This window comes from Arthrobacter sp. FW306-1B-G06A (assembly GCF_058781765.1).
The window spans coordinates 33583-57098 of sequence record NZ_JBYSXB010000026.1; the positions used below are offsets into that span (position 1 = coordinate 33583).

At 63.8% G+C, this 23516-nt stretch carries 19 protein-coding genes and 2 tRNA genes; 15 read left to right on the top strand and 6 right to left on the bottom strand.

Features of this window, described 5'->3' with window-relative positions; genetic code table 11:
* The 3 genes from AC3WJM_RS14405 to pepN all read right to left on the bottom strand — a co-directional run bounded on the left by AC3WJM_RS14405 (position 1) and on the right by pepN (position 4017).
* Positions 1-729: a mechanosensitive ion channel family protein gene (locus tag AC3WJM_RS14405; protein WP_059387781.1), complete on the bottom strand. Its 729-nt coding sequence runs from the start codon at positions 727-729 to the stop codon at positions 1-3.
* A 147-nt stretch (positions 730-876) separates the two neighbouring features.
* Positions 877-1356, bottom strand: a complete 480-nt coding sequence (locus tag AC3WJM_RS14410) for an OsmC family protein (RefSeq protein WP_059387782.1) — start codon at positions 1354-1356, stop codon at positions 877-879.
* Between the two features lie 99 nt (positions 1357-1455).
* Positions 1456-4017, bottom strand: a complete 2562-nt coding sequence (gene pepN / locus AC3WJM_RS14415; RefSeq protein WP_441438305.1) for an aminopeptidase N — start codon at positions 4015-4017, stop codon at positions 1456-1458.
* A gap of 137 nt (positions 4018-4154) precedes the next feature.
* On the opposite strand from pepN, the gene AC3WJM_RS14420 reads away from it, so the two are divergent.
* From AC3WJM_RS14420 to AC3WJM_RS14430, 3 genes are all read left to right on the top strand, one after another.
* Positions 4155-5156 (top strand): hypothetical protein, encoded by a 1002-nt coding sequence (locus tag AC3WJM_RS14420; RefSeq protein ID WP_284991196.1) that lies wholly within the window; start codon positions 4155-4157, stop codon positions 5154-5156.
* Between the two features lie 137 nt (positions 5157-5293).
* Complete coding sequence (locus AC3WJM_RS14425) at positions 5294-5776, top strand: ribose-5-phosphate isomerase (RefSeq protein ID WP_284991197.1); 483 nt, start codon at positions 5294-5296, stop codon at positions 5774-5776.
* Positions 5776-6687 (top strand): Fpg/Nei family DNA glycosylase, encoded by a 912-nt coding sequence (locus AC3WJM_RS14430; RefSeq protein ID WP_492272221.1) that lies wholly within the window; start codon positions 5776-5778, stop codon positions 6685-6687. Before AC3WJM_RS14425 ends, AC3WJM_RS14430 begins: the two co-directional genes overlap by 1 nt.
* Positions 6688-6771: 84 nt before the next feature.
* Here the strand turns inward: AC3WJM_RS14430 and AC3WJM_RS14435 are convergent.
* Positions 6772-6845: transfer RNA gene (locus tag AC3WJM_RS14435), tRNA-Gly, on the bottom strand.
* 154 nt (positions 6846-6999) lie between these two features.
* On the opposite strand from AC3WJM_RS14435, the gene AC3WJM_RS14440 reads away from it, so the two are divergent.
* From AC3WJM_RS14440 to AC3WJM_RS14465, 6 genes are all read left to right on the top strand, one after another.
* A tRNA-Pro gene (locus tag AC3WJM_RS14440) sits at positions 7000-7074 on the top strand.
* Between the two features lie 68 nt (positions 7075-7142).
* The gene (gene tig, locus AC3WJM_RS14445) at positions 7143-8510 is read left to right on the top strand and encodes a trigger factor (protein ID WP_284991200.1); all 1368 of its coding nucleotides are present in this window, start codon (positions 7143-7145) and stop codon (positions 8508-8510) included.
* Positions 8511-8752: 242 nt separating this feature from the next.
* A complete protein-coding gene (locus AC3WJM_RS14450) occupies positions 8753-9364 on the top strand; it encodes an ATP-dependent Clp protease proteolytic subunit (protein WP_284991226.1) in 612 nt (203 codons plus the stop codon).
* Between the two features lie 37 nt (positions 9365-9401).
* Positions 9402-10061 carry an ATP-dependent Clp protease proteolytic subunit gene (locus AC3WJM_RS14455; protein ID WP_234749864.1) on the top strand — a complete coding sequence of 220 codons (660 nt, stop codon included), beginning with the start codon at positions 9402-9404 and terminating at the stop codon, positions 10059-10061.
* A 184-nt stretch (positions 10062-10245) separates the two neighbouring features.
* Positions 10246-11532 carry an ATP-dependent Clp protease ATP-binding subunit ClpX gene (clpX, locus tag AC3WJM_RS14460; protein WP_284991201.1) on the top strand — a complete coding sequence of 429 codons (1287 nt, stop codon included), beginning with the start codon at positions 10246-10248 and terminating at the stop codon, positions 11530-11532.
* Positions 11533-11612: 80 nt separating this feature from the next.
* Positions 11613-12227 carry a mycothiol-dependent nitroreductase Rv2466c family protein gene (locus AC3WJM_RS14465; RefSeq protein WP_059389364.1) on the top strand — a complete coding sequence of 205 codons (615 nt, stop codon included), beginning with the start codon at positions 11613-11615 and terminating at the stop codon, positions 12225-12227.
* Between the two features lie 34 nt (positions 12228-12261).
* Here the strand turns inward: AC3WJM_RS14465 and AC3WJM_RS14470 are convergent, their stop codons facing one another.
* Together AC3WJM_RS14470 and valS are read right to left on the bottom strand one after the other, a co-directional pair.
* Positions 12262-13137 (bottom strand): Fpg/Nei family DNA glycosylase, encoded by an 876-nt coding sequence (locus AC3WJM_RS14470; protein WP_284991202.1) that lies wholly within the window; start codon positions 13135-13137, stop codon positions 12262-12264.
* A gap of 400 nt (positions 13138-13537) precedes the next feature.
* A complete protein-coding gene (gene valS / locus AC3WJM_RS14475; RefSeq protein WP_284991203.1) occupies positions 13538-16159 on the bottom strand; it encodes a valine--tRNA ligase in 2622 nt (873 codons plus the stop codon).
* Between the two features lie 63 nt (positions 16160-16222).
* Here valS and AC3WJM_RS14480 point away from each other — a divergent pair, with 63 nt between their 5' ends.
* The 6 genes from AC3WJM_RS14480 (at position 16223) to AC3WJM_RS14505 (ending at position 23494) form a co-directional block, all read left to right on the top strand.
* On the top strand, positions 16223-16600 hold the full coding sequence (locus tag AC3WJM_RS14480; protein ID WP_306959414.1) for a DUF488 domain-containing protein: 378 nt from the start codon (positions 16223-16225) through the stop codon (positions 16598-16600).
* Entirely contained in the window at positions 16597-17238 is a 642-nt protein-coding gene (locus tag AC3WJM_RS14485) for a class I SAM-dependent methyltransferase (protein WP_492272222.1), read from the top strand. Before AC3WJM_RS14480 ends, AC3WJM_RS14485 begins: the two co-directional genes overlap by 4 nt.
* 9 nt (positions 17239-17247) lie before the next feature.
* The gene (locus AC3WJM_RS14490) at positions 17248-18006 is read left to right on the top strand and encodes an SDR family oxidoreductase (RefSeq protein WP_284991206.1); all 759 of its coding nucleotides are present in this window, start codon (positions 17248-17250) and stop codon (positions 18004-18006) included.
* Positions 18007-18341: 335 nt separating this feature from the next.
* Positions 18342-21671 (top strand): isoleucine--tRNA ligase, encoded by a 3330-nt coding sequence (gene ileS / locus AC3WJM_RS14495; protein WP_492272223.1) that lies wholly within the window; start codon positions 18342-18344, stop codon positions 21669-21671.
* Between the two features lie 3 nt (positions 21672-21674).
* Complete coding sequence (locus tag AC3WJM_RS14500) at positions 21675-23036, top strand: bifunctional folylpolyglutamate synthase/dihydrofolate synthase (protein WP_492260082.1); 1362 nt, start codon at positions 21675-21677, stop codon at positions 23034-23036.
* Positions 23037-23038: 2 nt separating this feature from the next.
* Positions 23039-23494, top strand: coding sequence for a DUF4233 domain-containing protein (locus tag AC3WJM_RS14505; RefSeq protein WP_307055087.1), 456 nt, complete (start codon positions 23039-23041; stop codon positions 23492-23494).
* Positions 23495-23516 lie beyond the last annotated feature (22 nt).

Here is a 23516-nt window from a genome sequence, read left to right on the forward strand (position 1 = left end):
TCACTCACCTGCTTTCTGCTCTCGAATCTTGAGGGCTTCCTTTGAAGTCGGAGGCGCACCGGAGGCGGCGGTTTCGGCAGGCGCCGTCCCTGGAGGTGCAGGCGGAACGTCGTCCGGGACGGTTGAGTCTTCAGGCACGTAATCGCCTTGCGAGCGGTTGCCCACCCGCAGGATTTCTCCGTTGCGCAGATACCAGATGGCCCCGTCTTCAGCCTTGAGCCGGGTGATCCGGAGTCCTACCGATTCAACGGTGCCGATCACTTCAGTGGTTACGATCACATCGCCGATCCCGAACTGGTCCTCGATGGTGATGAAGATGCCGGACAGGAAATCGCGAATGAGCTGTTGGGCGCCGAAGCCAATGGCCACACCCAAAATACCGACGCTCGTGAGCAGCGGGGCAATATCCACATTCAGGTATTTGAGGACGTAGATGATGACAATGACCACCACCACCACGCTGAGCACGCTTGTCAGCAGTGAGCCGATGGTGTGGGCGCGCTGGGCGCGGCGTTCATGGTCGAGCGCCCGGAAAGCCGGCTGGACCCACCTGAAATGCGGTTTCTTGAAGAAGCTGGTGCCCTCTGCCACCCGGCGGGTTATGCGCAGAATGATGAACCGGGCCACAACCCAGACCACCAACCCGATGCCTAGCGTCACGAAGATGGACGCGTAATCGATCTTGGCTGCATCGGCCACGATGTTGTCGGTCGACGAGGCGACGTTCATATGCGGGAATGCTCCTCACGGGATCCAATTGTTCGCCTGGCCCCTGATTGCCGGGCGCTGAACACTCTGTCCACGGTCAACCCTATCGCCGTAGCGTGGCCGGATCCGCATCGTGGTTCTTGGCCGGACGGCCTTCTTGACACCTGATTAGCTGGCGGCCGCCGTCGTGCTCGGCTCATGCAGAACGGGAAAATTGACGCTCCGGGCAATAAAGCACACCTGGTTGGCCTCATGGTGCAGTTTGTCCACGAGGGAAAGATGCGCCGGGTCGGCAACCGTGACGTGCGGCTTCAAGGTGACGTTCTCGAACTGGCCGCTGCCATCGCGATTGAGCCTCATCATGCCCTCGGCGTGATCCACGTAATCGGTCACTACCACCCCGTGCTTGACGGCGACATGCAGGAAAGACAGCATGTGGCACTGCGAGAGGGCGGTGAGGAGCAGTTGTTCGGGGTTGTATCGGCTGCGGTCGCCATGGAAGGTGGGGTCCGAGGAGCCCTTCAGGACGGGCAGGCCGGGGATCTCGACGTCGTGGTCCCGGGTGTAGCCACGGTAGGTGGATGTCCCGGTGCCCAGGTTTCCGGTCCAGCGCACGGTCAGCGAGTAGTGGTGTTCGTCCAGGCTCATGCGGAAAGTCTAGCGGCGGTGCACTCGCGGGCGGCACACGGAAAGGCCCCGGTTCCAGTGAAGCGGAACCGGGGCCTTTCGGTGGGCTATCCGACCGTTTTAGATGTCTGCCGCGCGGGCCTTCAAAGCACGGGCTACGCCGTCGCGGTTTTCTAGCATCATGCGGCGCAGGGCACTGCTATCCGCCGGCAGTTCGGCGAGGAACTTGTCCGTGCGGTCAACCGTGGCCTGCGTTGTCAGTTGCGCAGGGTAGAGCCCGACGACGATTTGCTGGGCCAGCGCATGGGTGCGGTTGGCAACAATCTCCGGAACCGCCTCGAAATACTGTTCCGCGTACGGCTCCAACAGGGAGGTGTCCAGCACCCGGGTGAAGCCCGTGACGGCGGAGCTTTGAATGGCGTTGGAGAGCTCGCCCGTGACCACGATCTTCTTCCACGCGGCGGCCTTGGCCTCGGGTGTGGGAAGGGCCGCCGTCGCCAAGGCGGCGGCGTTCTGGCCATTGGCCGTGTGGTCGCGCTCGAGTTCCGCGTCGATCCGGTCCTGGCCCTGGCGCCCGCCAACCACCAATGCGGTGAGAAGTTCCCAGCGCAAGTCCTGGTCGACCGTCAGGCCATCCAGGACCATGCTGCCGTCCAGGACAGACTGGACTGCGTCGAATTGGGAGCTGCTTGCGGCGAGCAGCGCGAAGGACTTGACGAATTGGAGTTGCGCGTCCGATCCCGCAGCCGCCGTGCTCGAAAGCTCCCAGAGAGCGTCCACCGCGGCCACCGTAGCGGCATCCTTGTGCTCGGCTGCGACGTAGTACGTCAGGGTGGTGGCCAGCTGTCGGAGCTGGGTCTGGATCACTGAGGAATCGGTCTCGGACGCGATGTTCGCCAGGATCAACTCGGCGTAGCCGCGGGCCGGGGTTTCGCCGTCGCGCGCCGCATCCCAGGCCGAGCCCCACACGAGGGTGCGTGGCAGGCTGCCGGCGAAGTCCTTCAGGTGGGCTTTCGCAGTGGCCAAGGATGCGGGGTCGAGGCGCACCTTCGCGTAGGCGAGATCGTCGTCGTTGAGCAGGACCAGGTCCGGACGCGCCTGTCCGGCAAGGGCAGGGACGTCGGTCCGGGCGCCGTCGACGTCGAGCTCCTCCCTGTGGGTCCTCTCAAGCTTGCCTTCGGCTGAGAGGTCGTAGAAGCCGACCGCGAGGCGGTGCGGGCGCAGCGTGGGCTGCTCGTCGATAGCGGTCTGCACGATCGCAAAGGACGTGATGGTGCCGTCGGCGTCGACCTCGATCTCGGGGGAGAGGGTGTTGACGCCGGCAGTCTCGAGCCAGAGCTTGCCCCACTGGTCCAGGTCGCGGCCGCTGGCAGCTTCGAGTTCCTTCATGAGGTCCACAAGCTCGGTGTTCTGCCAGGCATGCTTCTGGAAGTATTCGCGGACGCCGGCCATGAACTGTTCCGGCCCAACCCAGGCGACCAACTGCCGCAGCACGGAAGCTCCCTTGGCGTATGTGATGCCGTCGAAGTTGACCTCGACGTCCTGGAGATCGTTGATCTCGGCAAAAATCGGGTGTGTCGTGGGCAATTGGTCCTGCCGGTACGCCCAGGATTTCTCCACCGAGGCAAAGGTGGTCCAGGCCCGGTCGAATTCGGTGTTTTCGACCGCGGCCAGGTGGGACATGTACTCGGCAAAGGACTCGTTGAGCCAAAGGTCGTTCCACCAGCGCATCGTGACGAGGTCCCCGAACCACATGTGGGCCAGTTCGTGCAGCACGGTGATGGCGCGGCGTTCGATCTGGGCGTCGGTGACCTTTCCGCGGAAGACGTAGCCCTCGAGGATGGTCACCGCGCCGGCGTTTTCCATGGCACCGGCATTGAACTCGGGAACGAAGAGCTGATCGTACTTCTCGAAGGGGTACGGGAATCCGAACTGGGCCTCGAAGAACTCAAAACCCTGGCGGGTCAGTTCGAAGATGTTGTCGGCGTCCAGGTACTGCATGAGGGACTTGCGGGCGAACACTCCAAGCGGAATGACCCGGCCATCGGAGCTCGTGACCTTGCTGCGGACCGATTGGTACGGTCCCGCGATCAAGGCGGTGACGTAGGAAGAGATGCGGGGAGTGGGGGCGAAATGCCAAACCGAGCGCGCCCCGCCGTCGTCCCCGGGAGTGGTTTCCAGCGGTACGGGAGTGGGCGAGTTGGAGATGAGGTCCCAATGCGACGGTGCGGTGACCGTGAAGGTGAATGCGGCCTTCAGGTCCGGCTGCTCGAACACAGCGAACATGCGGCGCGAATCCGGCACCTCGAATTGCGTGTACAGGTAGGCCTCGTTGTCCACCGGGTCCACGAATCGGTGCAGGCCCTCACCGGTGTTCATGTACGGGGCATCGGCGACTACCTTCAGCTCGTTTTCGGCGGCGAGCCCGGGCAGTTGGATGCGCACGCCGTCGGACACCACCGCCGGATCGAGTTCGGTGCCGTTCAGCGTCACGCTGTGCACGGTTTCCGTGATCGCGTCGATGAAGCTCGAGGAACCCTCGACGGCGGAGAACTTCACCACGGTCGTGGAGCCGAAGACCGTGGCGCCCTTGGTCAAGTCGAGGGTGACGTCGTACGAGGTCACGGTGAGCAATTCTGCGCGCTGTCCGGCTTCGGCGCGCGTCAGGTTCAGGCCTGGCAAGGTTTGCCTCCAAGAATGGTTTCGAGAAGCCGGTTGGTTTCAGCCAGCGCCGGCGCTGTGAAGTCATTCTTTCACTTGATTCCGCCTTGGCAAGGAAGCTCGATCACAGTGTCGCCGGCGCGGGGTAGCGTTGGAATATGGGAAAGATGCGCGACTCGCTGGACCTCCGGGCACTCCGCTTTGCAGTGGCATTTCCGCTGCTGCTGGCCGCCGCATTTGCCGTGTGCGCCCTCATGTTGCGCAACAACCTCCCGGATCCCGTGGCCATCGCTTGGAATGCCGACGGCGGAATCAGCTTTGCGCCGTTCCTCGCCTACGTACTCGGCGGAGGAGGGTTTCTGGTCGTCGCGGGTTGGCTGGTGTTCATCCAGGCTGTTCCCCTTGCCCGGCCGGTGATTATGCGCAGGGTCATGATGGGCATGGGCCTCATGGTGACTCTCTTCATTACCTCCGTGCTGGCCGCTGGCCTTGTGGGGCAAACAGGCCTCGCCGACGCCCGCAGCTCGCACGTTGATGCCACGGTCCTTGCCCTCGGCGCGGGTGCGGCTTTGCCCTTGGGCGTGGTCATGATGATGGCTTTCAAACCGGACCCGCATTGGACTCCGGAAGACGACGCCGCCCTCGAGGCCGAGCGGATCCGGACGGAAGACCCTGGCCTGGCGGAAGATTCCATGTTGCTGTGGGTCCATGCGCGGAGTTCGGTGTTCGTCATGATCTGCGTCGCCACCTTGTTCCCGGCCATGCTGATCGCGATTGCGCTCCCGTGGTTGGGCGCATTGTTGGCAGTGGTCGCGGTCATCGGAGCGTGTTTCCTGTTCGTCCGGGTGAGGGCGGACAGGAGAGGGGTGCAGGTCTTTGTTGCGGGGGTCCTGCGGGTCCTCACGGTGCCGGCCGTTGACATCGCCGGCGCAGCCGCTCAGGAAGTCAGGGCCGCGGACTTTGGCGGCTGGGGACTCCGGCACCACGGAGGTGCGACGGCCATGCTCGTGAGCAGCGGTCCCGCCGTCGTCGTCCGCCAGGTCAGCGGCCGCAGGGTGGCGTTCAGCGCCGGGACCTCGGCCACTGCGGACCGGCTCGCCGGGATCCTGAACCGCGTCGCGGCACGTGCCCAGCGCGGCGAGCAGCCTCCAGCCCCGTGAGCGCCGGAAGGTCTCCCGGTCTGCCGGCTTCGTCTTAAGAGGTGGGCCGGGGCACGATCCTAGTAACCTAGGAACCGCATCCCTCAACGCCGCGCCCGGCTTTGCCGCGTTCGCGCGCCAGACTGAATGGACTTCCTGTGACCACACCCCGCGTCCACATTGCCACGGACCACGCCGGCATGGAGCTCAGCGCCCACCTCGTAAGCCACTTGACCGCCAAAGGCTACGACGTCGTTGACCACGGCCCCAAGGTGTACGACGCCCTCGATGACTACCCTTCGTTCTGCATCAACGCTGCCACCGCGGTGGTCGCCGACCAAGAAGCCGGCGTTCACGCATTGGGCATCGTCCTGGGCGGATCCGGCAACGGCGAACAAATCGCCGCGAACAAGGTCAAGGGTGTCCGGGCCGCGCTCGCCTGGAACCTTTCGACCGCAAAGCTTGCCCGGGAGCACAACGACGCCAACGTGGTTGCCGTCGGCGGCCGCCAGCACACCGTCGAGGAAGCCACCGAACTGATCGAGGCCTTCCTGGAAGAACCGTTCAGCAACGACGAACGCCACGTGCGCCGCATCGGAAAAATCGCTACCTACGAGAACACCGGCGAAATCGTTGCCTAATGCCTGAAGGGCATTCCAGCCATCGCCTGGCGCGCCAGTTCCAGGATGTTTTCGCCGGCCACGTGCTGGAAGTCTCCAGCCCCCAGGGCCGTTTCACCGCGGGTGCGGCGCTTTTGGACCGCCACGAACTGCTCGAAGCGACGGCGCACGGCAAGCAGCTCTTCCTCCGTTTTGACCACGGGGTGCTCCTGCATGTCCATCTGGGTCTCTACGGTGCGTGGAGCTTCGGTGGCGATGAATCCTTCACCGGGGCCTCGAGCATCGGGGCTCCGCGGCGGATCGGCGAACGGGAGAGTTTCTCGCAGGAAGCAGAGCAAGATGCCGGCGAAGGGGGCGCCAGAAGCTACGCGGGTCCGCCTGAGCCCGTGGGTGCCGTCCGCGTTCGCCTCATTTCAGCGAACGGCTGGGCGGATCTCAGGGGCGCCACGACATGCGCTGCGATCACCGATGCGGAGGCCGCTGCCGTCCTGGCGCGCCTGGGTCCCGATCCTCTCCACAACCGGCCCGACGATCGCGACGAGTTCGTCCGCCGCTTGCTGCGCCGCAAGACCGCCGTCGGGCTCCTCCTCATGGACCAGTCGGTCGTAGCCGGGATCGGGAACATCTATCGCGCGGAAGTGCTGTTCCGCCAGCGCGTTGATCCCTGGACCCCGGGCAGCTCTCTGGGCGCCGAAACCGCCGGACGACTGTGGGATGACACCGTGGCGGCGATGTCCGACGGCGTCCGTGACGGGCGGATTGTTACGACCCCATCGGCTTTGTGGAGCGGCGGGAACGCCGGAGCGCTCGACGGCGAGGCGCACTTTGTCTACAAGCGGCACGGACAGCCGTGCCGGCGATGCGGCGAAACAGTGGGACTGGCCGAGATCGGTGCGCGCAAACTCTATTGGTGCCCCGGCTGCCAGAACTGAAGTGCGCCTTTGGCGGGCGCAAACAGGCGGAAACACGAACAGGCGGAACACGAAGGGCCCCTCATGGAGGGGCCCTTCGTTCTGTGGAGGGGACGACGGGAATCGAACCCGCGTAATCAGTTTGGAAGACTGAGGCTTTACCATTAAGCTACGTCCCCGGGCAAGGCTGCATGGGTCTCTACGAATCCATCAGAGGGTTCCGTGCATCTTTCCGGTGGCTGTTGAAGCCGGATACAACTAAACCTAATTCAGGGGCCAAGTGTCAAATGTGCATTCTCCGGCGAGATGCCCGTAGACTGTCCTGTGCATTCACGGGGTGTAGCTCAGCTTGGCTAGAGCGCCTGCTTTGGGAGCAGGAAGTCGCAGGTTCAAATCCTGTCACCCCGACTCTGTGTGCCTGTTCCGATCCGGAACGCGGCAGAACCCCATCCCACAAAACCAGGAGTACTTAGACTGTGAAGAGCGCTGTCGAGAACCTCACCGCCACGCGGGTCAAGCTCAACGTTGAGGTTCCCTTTGAGGAACTGAAGCCGAGCATCGATGCCGCTTACAAGACCGTTGCTTCGCAGATCCAGGTTCCCGGGTTCCGCAAGGGCAAAGTTCCCTCCAAGCTGGTTGACCAGCGCGTTGGCCGCGGCTACGTCCTGGAGACCGCCATCAACGATGGCCTCAACGGCTGGTACCAGGCTGCCGTCCAGGAAACCGGCCTCCGTCCGCTGAGCCGTCCCGAGGTTGAGATCACCGAGGTTCCGGACCCGTCCTCGACCGACGGTGAACTGAAGTTCCAGGTTGAGATCGACGTCCGTCCCGAGGTTGAGCTCCCCGACTACGCCGGCATCAAGGTAGAGGTTGCCGCAGCCGATTCCTCCGACGCCGACGTCGACAAGGCCCTCGACGAGCTCCGCGGCCGCTTCGGCACGCTGAAGTCCGTTGACCGCCCGGCCGCCGATGGTGACTTCCTGACCATCGACATCACCGCCACGATCGACGGCGCTGAGATCGACTCCGCCACCGGCCTGTCCTACCAGGTTGGCGCAGGCACCATGCTTGAAGGCCTCGATGAGGCCGTCACCGGCCTTTCTGCCGAAGAAGAAGCAATCTTCGACACCACCCTGGTTGGCGGCGAGCACGCCGGCGAAGCAGCCCAGGTCAAGGTTGTTGTCAAGACCGTCAAGGAGCGCGAGCTTCCTGAGGCCAATGACGACTTCGCCCAGTTGGCATCCGAGTTCGACACCCTCGCCGAACTGCGTGAAGACCTTGCCAAGCAGGCCGCTGAGTCCAAGGTCGTCGGCCAGGGTGTCGAAGCCCGTGACAAGGTCCTGGACAAGCTCGTAGAGCTCATCGAGGTTCCGGTTCCGGACTCTGTAGTCGAAGAGCAGCTCGAAGCGCACTTCAACCCGGAGAACGCCCACGGTGAAGGCGATCACGACACCGAGGAACACCGCGCCGAGGTCAAGGCCAACACCGCCCGCGCCTTCCAGAACGAGATCATCCTTGACGCCATTGCCGACAAGGAAGAAGTGAGCGTCAGCCAGAACGAGCTGATCGACTACATCGTCACCACGGCAAGCCAGTACGGCATGGACCCGAACCAGTTCGCCCAGATCATCGATCAGAGCGGCCAGGTTCCCATGATGGTTTCCGAGGTCCGCCGCCGTAAGGCTCTCGCAGTTGTCCTCGGCCAGGCCGAGGTTGTCGACTCCGAGGGCAACAAGGTCGACCTCAGCGACTTCGTGCGCCCCGCGGGCGAAGAGGCCTCCGTCGAGGAAGCCGAAGAGGCAGCTGTTGTTCCGAGCGACGACCCCGCCGCAGTGAAGTTCTAGTTTCAACTCAAGCCGCCCCCGGATCATGGATCCGGGGGCGGCTTGGTTTAAGCCCCGGAACCGTGCAAAGTACGCCCTTCCGCAATCGTGCGCCGTCAGCGAACAGCGCGATTTGGGAGAACAAATCGCCGTGGAAAACGGTTAGTGTCCAAGTAGTGAAGATCAGGGATGGCAAGTTCAGCAATGGCCCTGTCACCAGCGAGAGGTAAGTACTTATGTCACAGCACGCAGAGGCCCCCAGGATGGCAACCGTCGATCCAGCGGCCCAGGACAACTACATCTACAACCGCCTGCTGAAAGAGCGCATCATCTGGCTCGGATCCGAAGTCCGTGACGAAAACGCCAACGCGATCTGCTCCCAGCTCCTCCTCCTCTCGGCTGAAGACCCTGAGAAGGACATCTACCTCTACATCAACTCGCCTGGCGGCTCCGTGACCGCCGGCATGGCTATCTACGACACCATGCAGTTCATCCCGAACGACGTCGTGACGGTTGCCACCGGCCTCGCGGCCTCCATGGGCCAGTTCCTCCTTTCCTCGGGCACCAAGGGCAAGCGCTACGCCACGCCCAACGCCCGCATCCTGATGCACCAGCCTTCCGGCGGCATCGGTGGCACGGCGTCGGACATCAAGATCCAGGCGGAGCTGATCCTTCACATGAAGAAGGTCATGGCCGAGCTGACAGCCGAACAGACCGGACAGACCGTGGAGACCATCCTCAAGGACAACGACCGCGACAAGTGGTTCACGGCCACCGAAGCGCTCGAGTACGGCTTCTTCGACAAGATCTCCGCCCACGCAGGCTCTGTGGCCGGTGGCGGCGGAACGGCCAACTCGTCGAATTCCGAGAAGTAACCGGCACCAAGAAACATTCAGATCAGGAGCAATGAAAATGAACTACAACTTTGGATGGTCTGCCGGTAATCTCCCGTCCAGCCGCTACGTCCTCCCGCAGTTCGAGGAGCGCACGCCCTACGGCTTCAAGCGCCAGGACCCGTACACGAAACTCTTCGAGGACCGCATCATCTTTCTCGGTGTGCAGGTTGACGACGCTTCTGCCGACGACATCATGGCCCAGCTGCTGGTGCTCGAGTCCACGGACCCGGACCGCGACATCACGTTGTACATCAACTCCCCGGGTGGCTCGTTCACGGCCATGACGGCGATCTACGACACGATGACGTACATTCGTCCGGAGATCCAGACCGTGTGCCTCGGCCAGGCGGCCAGCGCGGCGGCTGTGCTGCTCGCGGCAGGTACGGCGGGCAAACGCCTCGCCCTGCCCAACGCCCGGGTTCTGATCCACCAGCCGTCGCTGTCCGGCGGCCAGGGGGGCCAGGCTTCCGACCTCGAGATCCAGGCCGCAGAAGTCATGCGCATGCGCTCATGGCTTGAGGACACGCTGGCCAAGCACTCCGGTCGGACGCCGGAACAGGTCAACAACGATATCGAGCGCGACAAGATCCTCACCGCTGCCGAGGCAATGAACTACGGATTGATCGACCAGGTGCTCGATTCCCGCAAGATCAAGCCCCAGGCTATCGCCAGGTAACTGGCCAAAACTCGACGCCGGTGCGGTTCAGGAAATATGGACCGCATCGGCGTTCTGTTTCAACCCAAGCAGCCCATTGTGTCCTACAGTGGAAGTTGTCATGGTGGCGCCCCCGCTGCGATCGGCGCGAAATCGCGGATAGGTACGGGGCTGCACCACCCGCATGAAACGAAGGGATTCCCACATGGCTCGGATTGGCGAGAGCACGGATCTGCTGAAGTGTTCTTTCTGCGGAAAGAGCCAAAAGCAGGTTCGGAAGCTGATTGCCGGGCCCGGCGTGTACATCTGCGACGAGTGCATCGAACTCTGCAACGAGATCATCGAAGAGGAGCTCGCCGAAGTATCGGATCTCGGTAGCTTCGAGTTGCCCAAGCCGCGGGAGATCTTCGACTTCCTCCAGGAATACGTCATTGGGCAGGAGCCCGCGAAACGCTCCCTCGCCGTCGCGGTCTACAACCACTACAAGCGCATCCAAGCGGGCCACGCACCGAAGACCGGCCTCGGTGAAGGTGGACACCATGAGGACGTGGAGATCGCCAAGTCCAACATCCTGCTGATCGGTCCCACCGGCTGCGGCAAGACCTACTTGGCACAAACCCTTGCCCGCCGCCTGAACGTACCGTTCGCTGTTGCCGACGCCACGGCCCTGACGGAGGCCGGTTACGTTGGCGAAGACGTCGAAAACATCCTCCTGAAGCTCATCCAGGCCGCCGACTACGACGTCAAGAAGGCCGAACAAGGCATCATCTACATCGACGAGATCGACAAGATTTCGCGCAAGAGCGAGAATCCGTCCATCACGCGCGATGTGTCCGGCGAGGGTGTGCAGCAGGCGCTTCTTAAGATCCTCGAAGGCACAGTGGCCTCGGTTCCGCCCCAGGGCGGACGCAAACACCCGCACCAGGAATTCATCCAGATCGACACCACCAACGTGCTGTTCATTGTGGCCGGTGCGTTCGCCGGGCTCGAGGACATCATTGGATCGCGGTCCGGCCGCAAAGGCATAGGCTTCGGGGCCCCGCTCAACGAGGTCAAGGACAACGTGGACAGCTATGGCGAGGTGATGCCGGAGGATCTGCTCAAGTTCGGGCTGATTCCCGAATTCATCGGGCGCCTGCCCGTGATCACCACTGTGTCCAACCTTGACCGTTCCGCGCTCATCCAGATTCTCTCCAAGCCCAAGAACGCCCTGATCAAGCAGTACCAGAAGATGTTTCAGCTGGACGGCGTGGAGCTTTTGTTCGACGACGACGCCCTGGACTCGATCGCGGACCAAGCCCTTGAACGTGGCACCGGAGCCCGCGGCCTGCGTGCCATCATGGAGGAAGTGCTGCTACCGGTCATGTTCGACCTGCCAAGCAGGGACGACATCGCCAGCGTCGTCATCACTGCCGATGCCGTGAACAAGAAGGGCCAGCCCACCATGATCGCGCACGAGGTCATTGCGAAGCGTCGGAATAAGTCCGCCTAGCCAGAGGTTGGCATGATTGGTGCCGGACACCGTTTTCGTCCGCCTACCCGCGCCCCTTACGCCTATCGAAGGAGTTCCCTGTGCCCGAGCAGACCGCCAACAAGGTCGATTTCTGGTTCGATCCCATGTGCCCATTTGCCTGGGTGACATCCCGCTGGATCGGTGAAGTGGAAGACGTCCGCGGCATCGAGACCAACTGGAACGTCATGAGTCTCTCGGTCCTCAACGAAGGCCGCGAACTGCCTGCCGAATACACCGAGAAGATGAAGCAGGGCTGGGGACCTGTCCGGGTCATCATTGCCGCCCGCGAGCTGCACGGAGACGAATACGTCAAGCCGTTGTACGACGCGATGGGGTCCCTCATCCACCACGAAGGCATCAAGGATTTCGCCGAGGTCATCTCGAAGGCCCTGGCTGAAACCGGCCTTCCCGCCGAGTTGGCACGTTTCGCCGATTCCGAGGAATACGACGTCCAGCTGCGTGCAAGCCATGAATCGGGGATCTCCTTGGTGGGCCAGGATGTTGGCACCCCCGTGGTCGCCGTCAACGGCACGGCCTTCTTCGGTCCTGTCCTCACCCGTATTCCCCGTGGCGAGGAAGCCGGCCGGATCTGGGACGCCACCGTCACCTTGGCCGGGTACCCGCACTTCTTCGAACTCAAACGCAGCCGCACGGAAAGCCCGGAATTCAACTAGCCCGGAATTCAACCAGCTTGAGCCGTGGGCCAGGCTATTTCAGGAACCGCGACGTTCGACGGTCTGCGAGGATCTTTCCGTTTGTCTGGCAGCCAGGGCAATACTGCAATGACGTGTCGGCAAAGGACACCTCGCGGATCGTGGTTCCGCACACGGGGCAAGGCTGGCCCGCCCTGCCGTGGACCCGCATGGTGTTCCGCTTGGTGTCCTTGAGTTCGCTTGACGCTTTCCCGACGGCGGCGGCCACAGCCGCACCCAGGACGCTTTCGATGGACTCATAGAGGACACGGGTGGTGTCCTTGTCCAGCGACTTGGCGATCGCGAACGGTGAAATCCTGGCTGCGTGAAGGATCTCGTCGCTATAGGCGTTCCCGATGCCCGCGATGACGCCTTGGCTCCGAAGGACTCCCTTGATCTGGTGCGCGTTTGTGGAAAGGATTCCGGCCAAGGTCTCCTCCGTGAAGGCCGGGCTCAGCGGGTCCGGGCCAAGGGTCGCTATTCCCGGAACGTCCAGGGGCCTGCGCACCACGTATACGGCCAGGCTTTTCTTCGTCCCGGCCTCCGTCAGGTCCACTCCGACGTGGGTTGAACCGTCGCTCTTGGTGAAGCCAATCCTTGCCGCAATATTGCTGCCGCCCATCCGAAGCTGGGTTTGCGACGGCTGCTCCGTGTACCGGAGCCACCCGGCCTTGGCGAGGTGGAAGATGAAATGGATGCCTTCGGCGTCGAGGCTGACGAACTTTCCGAAGCGTTCCACACCGACGATCTTGCGACCCTCCAGCGCTGAGTAAGGGGGATCGGCTGTCTTCAGCACGGCAAAAGAGGTGATCTGGATCTTCGTCAGTTCGGCACCGAGAAGATTCCTGCCCAGAAAGGCAGTCAGCCCGGCCACCTCGGGAAGTTCTGGCATAGCAACACTGTGCCACAAAGCACCGGCACCCAGAACCCCGGAGGCCCGCAGCGAGGCGTCCGAATTACATGCCAGTAGTTCGTGAAGGGGGCTTGTGCTGGCCGGGGAGCGGGTCAAGAATAGAACTTACCCACTTCGAAAGAAGAGGGACACGGAAACCAGAGATTCAGTGATATACATCTGACGCAGCCTTCGGCAAAGTTGGATGCAAGCTACCAGTGACGAGGTAGGAAGACCTGAAAGTCCGAGGATTCCGCCAGACTGCCAAGACGTCACCGGGCAGCCGAAAAGTCGAAGCCCCACCAACGGCTAAACGCTGATGGGGCTTCCCCTTTGCCCTGAAATCCCAAGTGCCTGGAACTTCCCGGGCGGCCCGGAAAAACTCCCGGGCTCTTCCAAACTACGCCTGGGCGGGTTCCTCGGCAGGCGCCAGGACTACGTCGCTCACCGTGAGTTCGCCGTCCCCGGCCACCAGTGAAATCTCCTGGGCGTTGGCCGCGGCCTTCAGGTCTCCCAGTCCGGCTTCCAGCTGTGCCACAAATGACTCGGTAGCGGTGATCGTGGCCGACAGGACCTCGGTGCGCTGCTTGACCTTGGCCTCGGACTTGGCCTTGCGGATGCCGCTCAGCGCGATGCCGACGGTGCCCAGCATGGTGGTGTCGCCGTCGACGATTTCCACTGCTGCCGGCCACGCCGCGCGGTGGACCGAACCCGTGCGCCACCAGCTCCAGACCTCTTCGGTGGCGAAGGGCAGGAACGGCGCGAACAGGCGCAACAGCGCATCCAGCGTGGTGGCAAGGGCAGCAAGCACGGATGCCTGCTCGGTCTCGCCGGCCGCACCGTAGGCGCGGTCCTTGATGAGCTCCACGTAGTCGTCCGTGAACTGCCAGAAGAACGATTCCGTGATCTGCAGGGCGCGGGCGTAGTCGTAGTTGTCGAACGCCTTGGTGGACTGTGCCACGACATCGGCCAGCTGCGCGAGCAATGCCCGGTCTAAGGGGTTGCTCAGGACGGAGAGGTCCGCGCCGACCACCGAGTTCTCCGTGGCGCCCAGGTTCAACACGAACTTGGAGGCATTGAGCAGCTTGATGGCCAGGCGGCGCCCGATCTTCATCTGGGCGATCTCGTAGGCGGTGTCGGCGCCGAGCTTGGCCGAGGCGGCCCAGTAACGGACGGCGTCGGAGCCGAATTCGTTCAGGACGTCGGTGGGAACAACCACGTTGCCCTTGGACTTGGACATCTTCTTGCGGTCCGGGTCCAGGATCCAGCCCGAGATGGCGGCGTGCTTCCACGGCGCGCTGTCCTGCAGGGCATCTGCCCGGACAGCCGAGGAGAAGAGCCAGGTGCGGATGATGTCGTGGCCCTGCGGCCGGAGGTCGAAGGGGTAGACCTTGCCGAACAGTTCCTCGTCACGGCTCCAGCCGCCCACGATCTGCGGGGTCAGCGAAGACGTGGCCCAGGTGTCCAGGACATCCGCGTCGCCGATGAAGCCACTGGGCTGCTCGCGCTGGGACTCGTCGAAGCCGGGGGCCGCGTCCGCCGCAGGGTCCACGGGAAGGGACTCGTCGGACGGCAGGATCGGGTTCTCGTAGTCCGGGTTGCCCTGGGCATCCAGCGGGTACCAGACGGGGATCGGCACACCGAAGAAGCGCTGGCGTGAAACGAGCCAGTCACCGTTCAGCCCGGAAATCCAGTTCTCGTAGCGGGAACGCATGAACGACGGGTGGAACTCGATCTCGTGTCCGCGCGCGATCAACCGCTCGCGGCGGTCCTCGTCCCGTCCGCCATTGCGGATGTACCACTGGCGCGAGGTGACAACTTCAAGGGGCTTGTCGCCCTTTTCGAAGAAGTTCACGGGGTGCGTGATCTTCTTGGGCTCGCCATCCAGCAAATCGGCGGCGGCGAGAAGCTCGACCACCGCCTCCTTGGCAGAGAACGCAGTCTTGCCGGCAATCGCCGCGTAGGCTTCCTTGCCGGCGTCGGTGGTGATCCACTCGGGTGTCTCGGCGATGATGCGGCCGTCGCGGCCCATGATGGCGCGGGTGGGCAACTGCAGCTCGCGCCACCAGGTGACGTCGGTCAGGTCGCCGAAGGTACAGACCATGGCGATGCCGGAACCCTTGTCCGCCTTGGCGAGCGGATGGGCTTTGACCTCGAGTTCGACGTCGAACAGGGGAGACGTGACGGTCTTGCCGAACAGCGGCTGGTAGCGCTCGTCGTCGGGGTTCGCCACCAACGCGGCGCACGCGGCGAGGAGTTCCGGACGTGTTGTCTCGATGTAGATCTTCTCGCCGTCAGCGGTGAAGAAAGGGTAGCGGTAGTACGCGCCGGCAACCTCGCGGTCCTCGAGTTCGGCCTGCGCGACGGCGGTACGGAACGTCACGTCCCACAGGGTGGGGGCCTCGGCCATGTAGGCGTCACCGGCGTTCAGGTTCGCGAGGAAGGCACGCTGGGACACCGCACGGGAGGTGTCGTCGATGGTGCGGTAGGTGAGGTCCCAGTCAACGGACAGGCCGAGTGTCTGGAACAGGTTCTCGAAGACCTTTTCGTCTTCGACGGCGAGTTCCTCGCAGAGTTCGATGAAGTTCTGGCGCGAGACGACGTCGAAATCGCGCTGGTTCTTGGCCGGCTGTGCCGGCGGGCGGTAGTCGGCGTTGTAGGGAATGGCGGGATCGCAGCGGACGCCGTAGTAGTTCTGGACGCGGCGCTCGGTAGGCAGCCCGTTGTCGTCCCAGCCCATCGGGTAGAAGACGTTCTTGCCGGTCATGCGCATGTAGCGGGCCTGGACATCCGTCTGCGTGAACGAGAACATGTGGCCCACGTGGAGCGAACCGGATGCGGTGGGCGGGGGAGTGTCGATTGAGTAGACCTGCTCCCGGGTGGTGTCCGGGTTGAACTTGTAGGTTCCTTCGTCCAGCCAGCGCTGCGTCAGGGCAGCCTCGAGGCCTTCAAGGGCCGGCTTGTCGGGAACGTTGATGGGGGCGGTGGCGGGCGTGTCTGTACCCTGCGTTGATTCAGCCATGGGCCAATTGTTTCATGGCGCCCTTTGTTCCGTGGCACGCAGGGGTGCAGTAGCATGCGGGCCATGACGGAACTCAAGGACGTTTTGGTTATCAAGCGCATCTATGACGAAGCAGCGGACGACGACGGCTACCGGGTTCTGGTCGACAGGCTGTGGCCGCGAGGGGTATCCAAGGAACGCGCCCACCTGGATCTCTGGCTCAAGGAGATCGCTCCCTCGCCGCCCCTCCGTACCGAGTTTGCCCATATGCAGGAGCGATTCGAGGACTTCCGCCGCTCGTACCAGGCTGAGCTGGAACAGAATCCCGCCGTGGAGCAGTTGCTGGAGCTGGCGGCCGCGGAAAAGCGCGTCACGCTGCTCTACGGCGCCAGGGACCCTGAAATCAATCACGCCCGCGTCCTGCTGGAGTTCCTGCTGGGCGCCGGGAAGACGGACATATGACCACGCCGCAGCATCCGCGCTTCGCGCGGGCCTACGCCCGGGCGGTTCCGGCGATAAACCTGCGCGGCGGCACCGAACACCGGCGCACCCTGCTGGCTGGCCTGCGAGGCCGCGTCATCGAGGTTGGCGCCGGCGAGGGCTCGTCGTTCGGCCTGTACCCGGCCACCGTGGAAAGTGTCCTCGCGGTTGAACCTGATGACTACCTCAGGGAACTTGCTGGAGCCAAGGCGGGGCTTGCCGCAGTGCCGGTCACGGTTGTTCCCGGAACCGCCGAAAACATTCCAGTGGCCGACGGCGAGGCGGACGCCGTCGTAGTCAGCCTTGTCCTCTGTAGCGTCGCGGACCAGGCGGACGCGCTGGCGGAAATCCGCCGGGTGCTTCGGCCCGGCGGAACCCTGGCGTTCTACGAGCACGTGCGCTCGGACAAGCGGTTTCTCGCTGCCGTCGAAGATCTTCTCACTCCGGCCTGGCGGCACATGGCCGGAGGCTGCCATCCCAACCGCAACACCCTGCACGCGATCGGCGCAGCCGGCTTCCAGGTGCTGCACAGTGAGCGTTTCGGCTTCTCCGCCGGCCCGCTGTCGCCGTCGATCGCCCACATCCTTGGGCGTGCGGTTTCTCCCGGTGAACCGCGTTAGGGTGGTGCCATGACTGAGGAAGTACAGACGAAGACCGCAGTAGTGACCGGCGCCAGCACGGGAATCGGCGAAGCCACGGTGAGGGCCCTCACCGCCGAGGGTTGGAAGGTATTCGCCGTCGCCCGCCGTGCCGAGCGGCTTGAGGCACTCGGCGCCGAGAGCGGCGCCGTGCCGTTCGCCGCGGACATCACCAACGACGACGACGTCGCGGCCTTGCTCTCAGCCGTCACCGAGGCAGGGGGAGCGGACACGCTCATCAACATTGCCGGCGGTGCGCGGGGCGCCGACACCCTGGCCAATGCCCAGACCGAGGACTGGGACTGGATGTACCAAGTCAACGTGCTCGGCACCCTGAAGCTGACCCGGGCCTTCCTCCCGATGCTGCGGGCCAACGGCGAGGGCACCGTTTTGAACCTGACGTCGACGGCGGGATTCACGGCCTACGAAGGCGGCGGCGGGTACAACGCGGCCAAGTTCGCCCAGCACGCCATGACCGGCGCCCTGCGCCTGGAGGAAGCCGAGAACAACATCCGCGTCATCGAGGTGGCACCCGGCCTCGTCCGCACGGAGGAATTCGCTCTCAACCGCCTCGGCGATGCCACCGCTGCAGCCAAGGTATACGCCGGCGTCGAGAAGCCGCTCACCCCGGAGGACGTCGCCGACGTCGTCAAGTACGCGGTCTCATTGCCGCACCACATCAACCTGGACGAGATCATCGTCCGCCCGGTGGCGCAGGCCGCTACCCACAAGTTGATCCGCAAGGGCTAAGGTACCGGCGTCGCCGGCTCCCGCGCGGCAGCCCAAGTGGAGCTCGCAGTGCCGCTGCCGCTAGACTTGTGCCACAAGCTTTGACCCGGACATCACCGGTGAGCTTCCGGAAGAACGCCCCCGCCACCCCGGGGGTCAGTAGAACCGGACGGGTAAGCCCGTCACAGCAGCAATGAGCGGCCGACGCCGGAACAGCTCCTCTTCGAAGGGGCCGCGCCAGCGGCGGTAAGTGAGGTGGTACCGCGGTACCAGCGCTGTTGGAAACAACGCAGCTGGCGCCGTCCTCGCATCCTGAATGAAACTTTGTGTTCACCGGCTCAACCCAGGATGAAGAGATGACGTATTACCCCAAGGCCTCCACAGCTCTCTCCGGCACCCCACGAGGGGTGTCCGCCTCCGTGAAGTTCCCGGAGATCGAAGAGCGCATCCTCAAGTACTGGGATGAAGACGGCACCTTCCAAGCCAGCATCGACAACCGCAGCGCGGACCTGCCCGGAGGGCACCCCGGCAGCAACGAGTTCGTCTTCTATGACGGTCCTCCCTTCGCCAACGGGCTGCCCCACTACGGCCACCTCCTGACCGGCTACGCCAAGGACCTGGTGGGCCGCTACCAGACCCAGCGCGGCAAGCGCGTCGAACGGCGCTTCGGCTGGGACACCCACGGCTTGCCCGCCGAACTCGAGGCCATGAAGCAACTGGGCATGACGGACAAGACCCAGATCGAAGCCATGGGCATCGACAAGTTCAACGACGCCTGCCGCGCCTCGGTCATGAAGTACGCGGACGAATGGAAGAGCTACGTCACACGGCAGGCACGCTGGGTGGACTTCGACAACGACTACAAGACCCTCAACGTCGAGTACATGGAGTCTGTCCTTTGGGCCTTCAAGCAGCTCCACGAGAAGGGCCTCACCTACAACGGGTACCGCGTCCTGCCGTACTGCTGGAAGGACGAGACGCCGCTGTCCAACCATGAGTTGCGCATGGATGACGATGTCTACAAGAACCGCCAGGACCAGACCGTCACCGTGACCTTCCCCATCAAGGCAGGGGAGTCGGAACTCTCCAAGTCCCTTGAAGGCGTGCAGGCGCTCGCGTGGACCACGACCCCCTGGACGCTGCCCACCAACCTGGCGCTCGCCGTCGGGCCCGACATTTCTTACGCGGTGGTTCCGGCCGGTCCCAACGGGATCAAGGCCGCCTCCGCGGAGGCTCCGGTGAAGGGCAGCTTCCTGCTGGCCGCCGATCTCCTCGGCACCTACGCCAAGGATCTGGGGTACGACGACGGCGCTGCCGCTACCGCCGCCGTCACGGCAAGCTACACGGGCACCGAGTTGGCCGGCCTGGAGTACGAGCCGCTTTGGGACTACTTCTCCGATACCGAGAAGTACGGCACCCAGAACGCCTGGCGTTTCCTCGTGGCGGACTACGTCACCACCACCGACGGTACGGGCATCGTCCACCAGGCTCCGGCCTACGGCGAGGACGACCAGAAAGTCTGTGAGGACGCGGGCATCCCCGTGGTCCTTTCCGTCGACGAGGGCGCCAAGTTCCTCCACCTGTTCGCGCACGGATCGCTCGCCGAAATCTCCGGGCTGCAGGTGTTCGATGCCAACAAGCCGATCACCCAGGCACTGCGTTCCGGCGGTCGCTTGGTTCGCCAGGCCAGTTACGAGCACAGCTACCCGCACTGCTGGCGCTGCCGCAACCCCCTGATCTACCGTGCCGTGTCCTCCTGGTACGTGGAGGTCACCAAGTTCAAGGACCGGATGTCCGAACTGAACCAGGAGATCAACTGGATCCCGGGCAACGTCAAGGACGGACAGTTCGGCAAGTGGCTGGCCAATGCCCGCGACTGGTCCATCAGCCGCAACCGCTACTGGGGCTCGCCCATCCCGGTGTGGCAGTCCGACGACCCCGAGTACCCGCGCACGGACGTTTACGGCTCCCTCGCCGAGATGGAGGCCGATTTCGGCCGCCTTCCGATGAACAACGACGGCCAGGTCGACCTGCACCGCCCGTTCATCGACGAACTGACCCGGCCCAACCCGGACGACCCGCGCTCGCCTGAAGAGGGCCAGTCCACCATGCGCCGGGTGGAGGACGTCCTGGATGTCTGGTTCGACTCGGGCTCCATGCCCTACGGGCAGGTGCACTATCCTTTCCAGAACGAGGAATGGTTCGACACCCACAACCCTGCCGACTTCATCGTCGAGTACATCGGGCAGACCCGCGGCTGGTTCTACATGCTGCACATCCTGTCCACGGCACTCTTCGACCGGCCGGCCTTCCGCAATGTGATCAGCCATGGCATCGTGCTGGGTTCGGACGGGCAAAAGATGTCCAAGAGCCTGCGCAACTACCCGGACGTCTCCGAGGTCCTGGACCGCGACGGCTCCGACGCCATGCGCTGGTTCCTGATGTCCAGCCCCATCCTGCGCGGCGGCAACCTCGTGGTCACCGAACAGGGAATCCGCGACGGCGTCCGCCAAGTCATCCTGCCGCTGTGGAACGTGTACAGCTTCTTCACGCTGTACACGAACGCTTCCCACACAGTGGATGGGACAGCCGCTGGCTATGACGCCGAGCTGCGCTACGACGGCTACACGGACACCATGGACCAGTACTTGCTGGCAAACACCGGTGACCTCGTCCGCAACGTCACCTCCAGCCTGGACGAATACGACATTTCCGGGGCTTGCGATGAACTGCGCAGCTACCTGGATATGCTCACCAACTGGTATGTCCGCCGCAGCCGCCAGCGCTTCTTCGACGAGAACACCGACGCCTTCGACGCCCTCTACACGGCGCTCGAAGCGGTCTGCCGAGTCTCGGCGTCGCTCCTTCCTTTGGTTTCCGAGGAGATCTGGCGCGGCCTGACCGGCGGGCGCTCCGTGCACTTGGCTGACTGGCCCGAGGCGTCGCTGTTCCCGGCGAACCCGGAACTCGTCGAGGCGATGGACCGGGTCCAGCAGATCTGCTCCACCGGTTCCAGCCTGCGCAAGGCCGCCAACCTCCGCGTTCGCTTGCCGCTGCAGGAACTCACTGTGGTGGCACCCGGTGCTGATGCGCTGGCAGGCTTCGCCGCCGTCGTCGCGGATGAACTGAACCTGCGTTCCGTGCGCCTCCTCGACGCCGCCACGGCGTCGCCGGAGGAATTCGGCATCGAGCAGAAACTCGTGGTCAATGCCCGCGCGGCAGGTCCGCGACTGGGCAAGAACGTCCAGCAGGCCATCAAGGGTTCCAAATCCGGCGACTGGTCTGTTTCCGATGCGGGAGTGGTCACGGCGGGCGGCCTTGAGCTGGAACCGCAGGAGTACACGCTCGAGACTGTCGTCGCGGAATCTGCTGACGGCTCGTCCGCGGCCGTCGCTGTCCTTCCGGGCGGCGGCTTCGTGGTCCTGAACACCGAAGTCACTCCGGAACTGGCAGCCGAAGGCCTGGCTCGCGACATGGTCCGCGCCATCCAGCAGGCCCGCAAGGACGCAGGACTCAACGTGAGCGACCGCATCCACACCACGGTCTTGGCCGTCCACGACGTCGTTGACGCCTTGCGCGCCAACGAAGAGCTGGTCAAGACCGAAACCCTGTCCCTCAAGCTCGACCCCGTCGTCTCCGGCGACGCCGCCGAGCCGCAGATCACCGTTACCAAGATCGAGGCCTAGTACATGAGCGACGAATTCTCCGTAGAAAGCGTCTACGCCGAACTCCTGGGCCGCGCCCCGGAAAACAAAATGGAGCCGCGGCTCGCGCCCTTGTACCGGGCGATGGATGTGCTGGGGGAGCCCAACAAGGCGTTCCCGATCATTCACATCACGGGCACCAACGGCAAGACCTCAACAGCCCGGATGATCGAGGCCGGGCTTCGTGCCCACGGATTGAGCACAGGCCGCTACACGAGTCCGCACCTGTCGAAGGTCACCGAGCGCATCAGCATCGACGGCGAGCCGGTTTCGGACGAGACCTTTGTCCGGATCTGGGACGAGATCCGTCCGTACCTCGAAATCGTGGACAAGGAGCTCGAGGCGGATGGCCAGCCCAGGCTCACGTACTTCGAGTGCCTGACCATCCTGGGCTTCGCGATCTTCGCGGACCAACCCGTGAACGTCGCCGTGATTGAAGTGGGGCTCGGCGGCATCACCGACGCCACGAATGTGGGCGATGGACAGGTTTCCGTGGTGACGCCGATTTCGCTTGACCACACGGATCTCCTCGGCGATACCACCGAGGATATCGCCCGCGAGAAGGCCGGAATCATCAAGCCCGGCGGCTTCCTGATCAGCGCGGCCCAGCCGGTGGACGCAGCGCAGGTGCTCCTTGAGAAGGCGCGCGAGGTTGGGGTGCCGTTCCGCTTCGAAGGCGTCGAATTCGGCGTCGAGTCCCGCAGCGTTGCCGTCGGAGGCCAAGTCCTGACCATCCAGGGGCTCGCGGGCCGCTATGAGGACCTGCTGCTTCCCTTGCACGGCGCCCACCAGGCCGAGAACGCGGCCGTCGCGGTCGCGGCCCTGGAAGCGTTCTTCGGTGGCGGTGAAAAAGAGCTCGACGGCGACCTCCTGCGCGAAGCGTTCGGCAGCGTCACGTCGCCTGGCCGTCTTGAAGTGGTGCGCACCGCTCCCACGATCATCGTGGATGCGGCCCACAACCCTGACGGCATCCGCGTCTCGGCCGAGGCAATTGAAGAGGCCTTCAGCTTCAGCAAGCTGGTGGTGGTCCTCGGGGTCCTCAAGGAAAAGGACGCGGAGGAAATCCTGCGGCAGCTCAAGGAATCGCTGGGTGGACTGGCAGAGGAGTTCTGCTTCACACAGTCCAGCTCGCCGAGGGCCATCCCGGCGGCGCAACTGGCCGATCTCGCCGTCGACCTTGGCTTCGGTGCGGACAATGTCCACATTGCCGAGAAGCTGGATGACGCGATCGAGTGGGCCGTGGAGCGTGCCGAAGCGAACGATGACCTGGCCGGCGGCGTACTCGTCACGGGTTCCATCACCGTGGTGGCCGAGGCCCGCATGCTCCTGGGGAAGGTTGGTTCCTGAGCATGGCCAAACTCACCAAAGCCCAGCGCGAATGGCGGCCCGGGATGCCCAAGAAGCGCCGCTCCACCAAGGTGATGTTCGCTTCGACCGTCCTGCTTTTGGAGGCCTTCGTCGCGTTCTTCGCCACCTTGGCAGTCTTCGGACTGAAGCGCGGAGAGGTGCAGCCGGCCCTGATCCTGACCTTCGGCATCAGCCTGAGCGTCATCCTGATCCTGGCCTGTGCCGTGCTTAGCAAGCCGTGGGGCATCGGGGTCGGCTGGGTAATGCAGCTGGTCTTGATTCTTTCCGGCTTCGTCGAGCCCACGATGTTCGTGGTGGGGGTCCTGTTCGCGGCCTGCTGGTGGTACGGCATCCGTGCCGGCATCAGAATCGACCGCGAGAACGCCCAGCGTGATCGTGAGCAAGCCGAATGGAACGCTTCGCACGGGGACTCTGGGGGCAGCGCGGGCGTCGCCTGAGCGAAACCCCGTAAACTGGCTG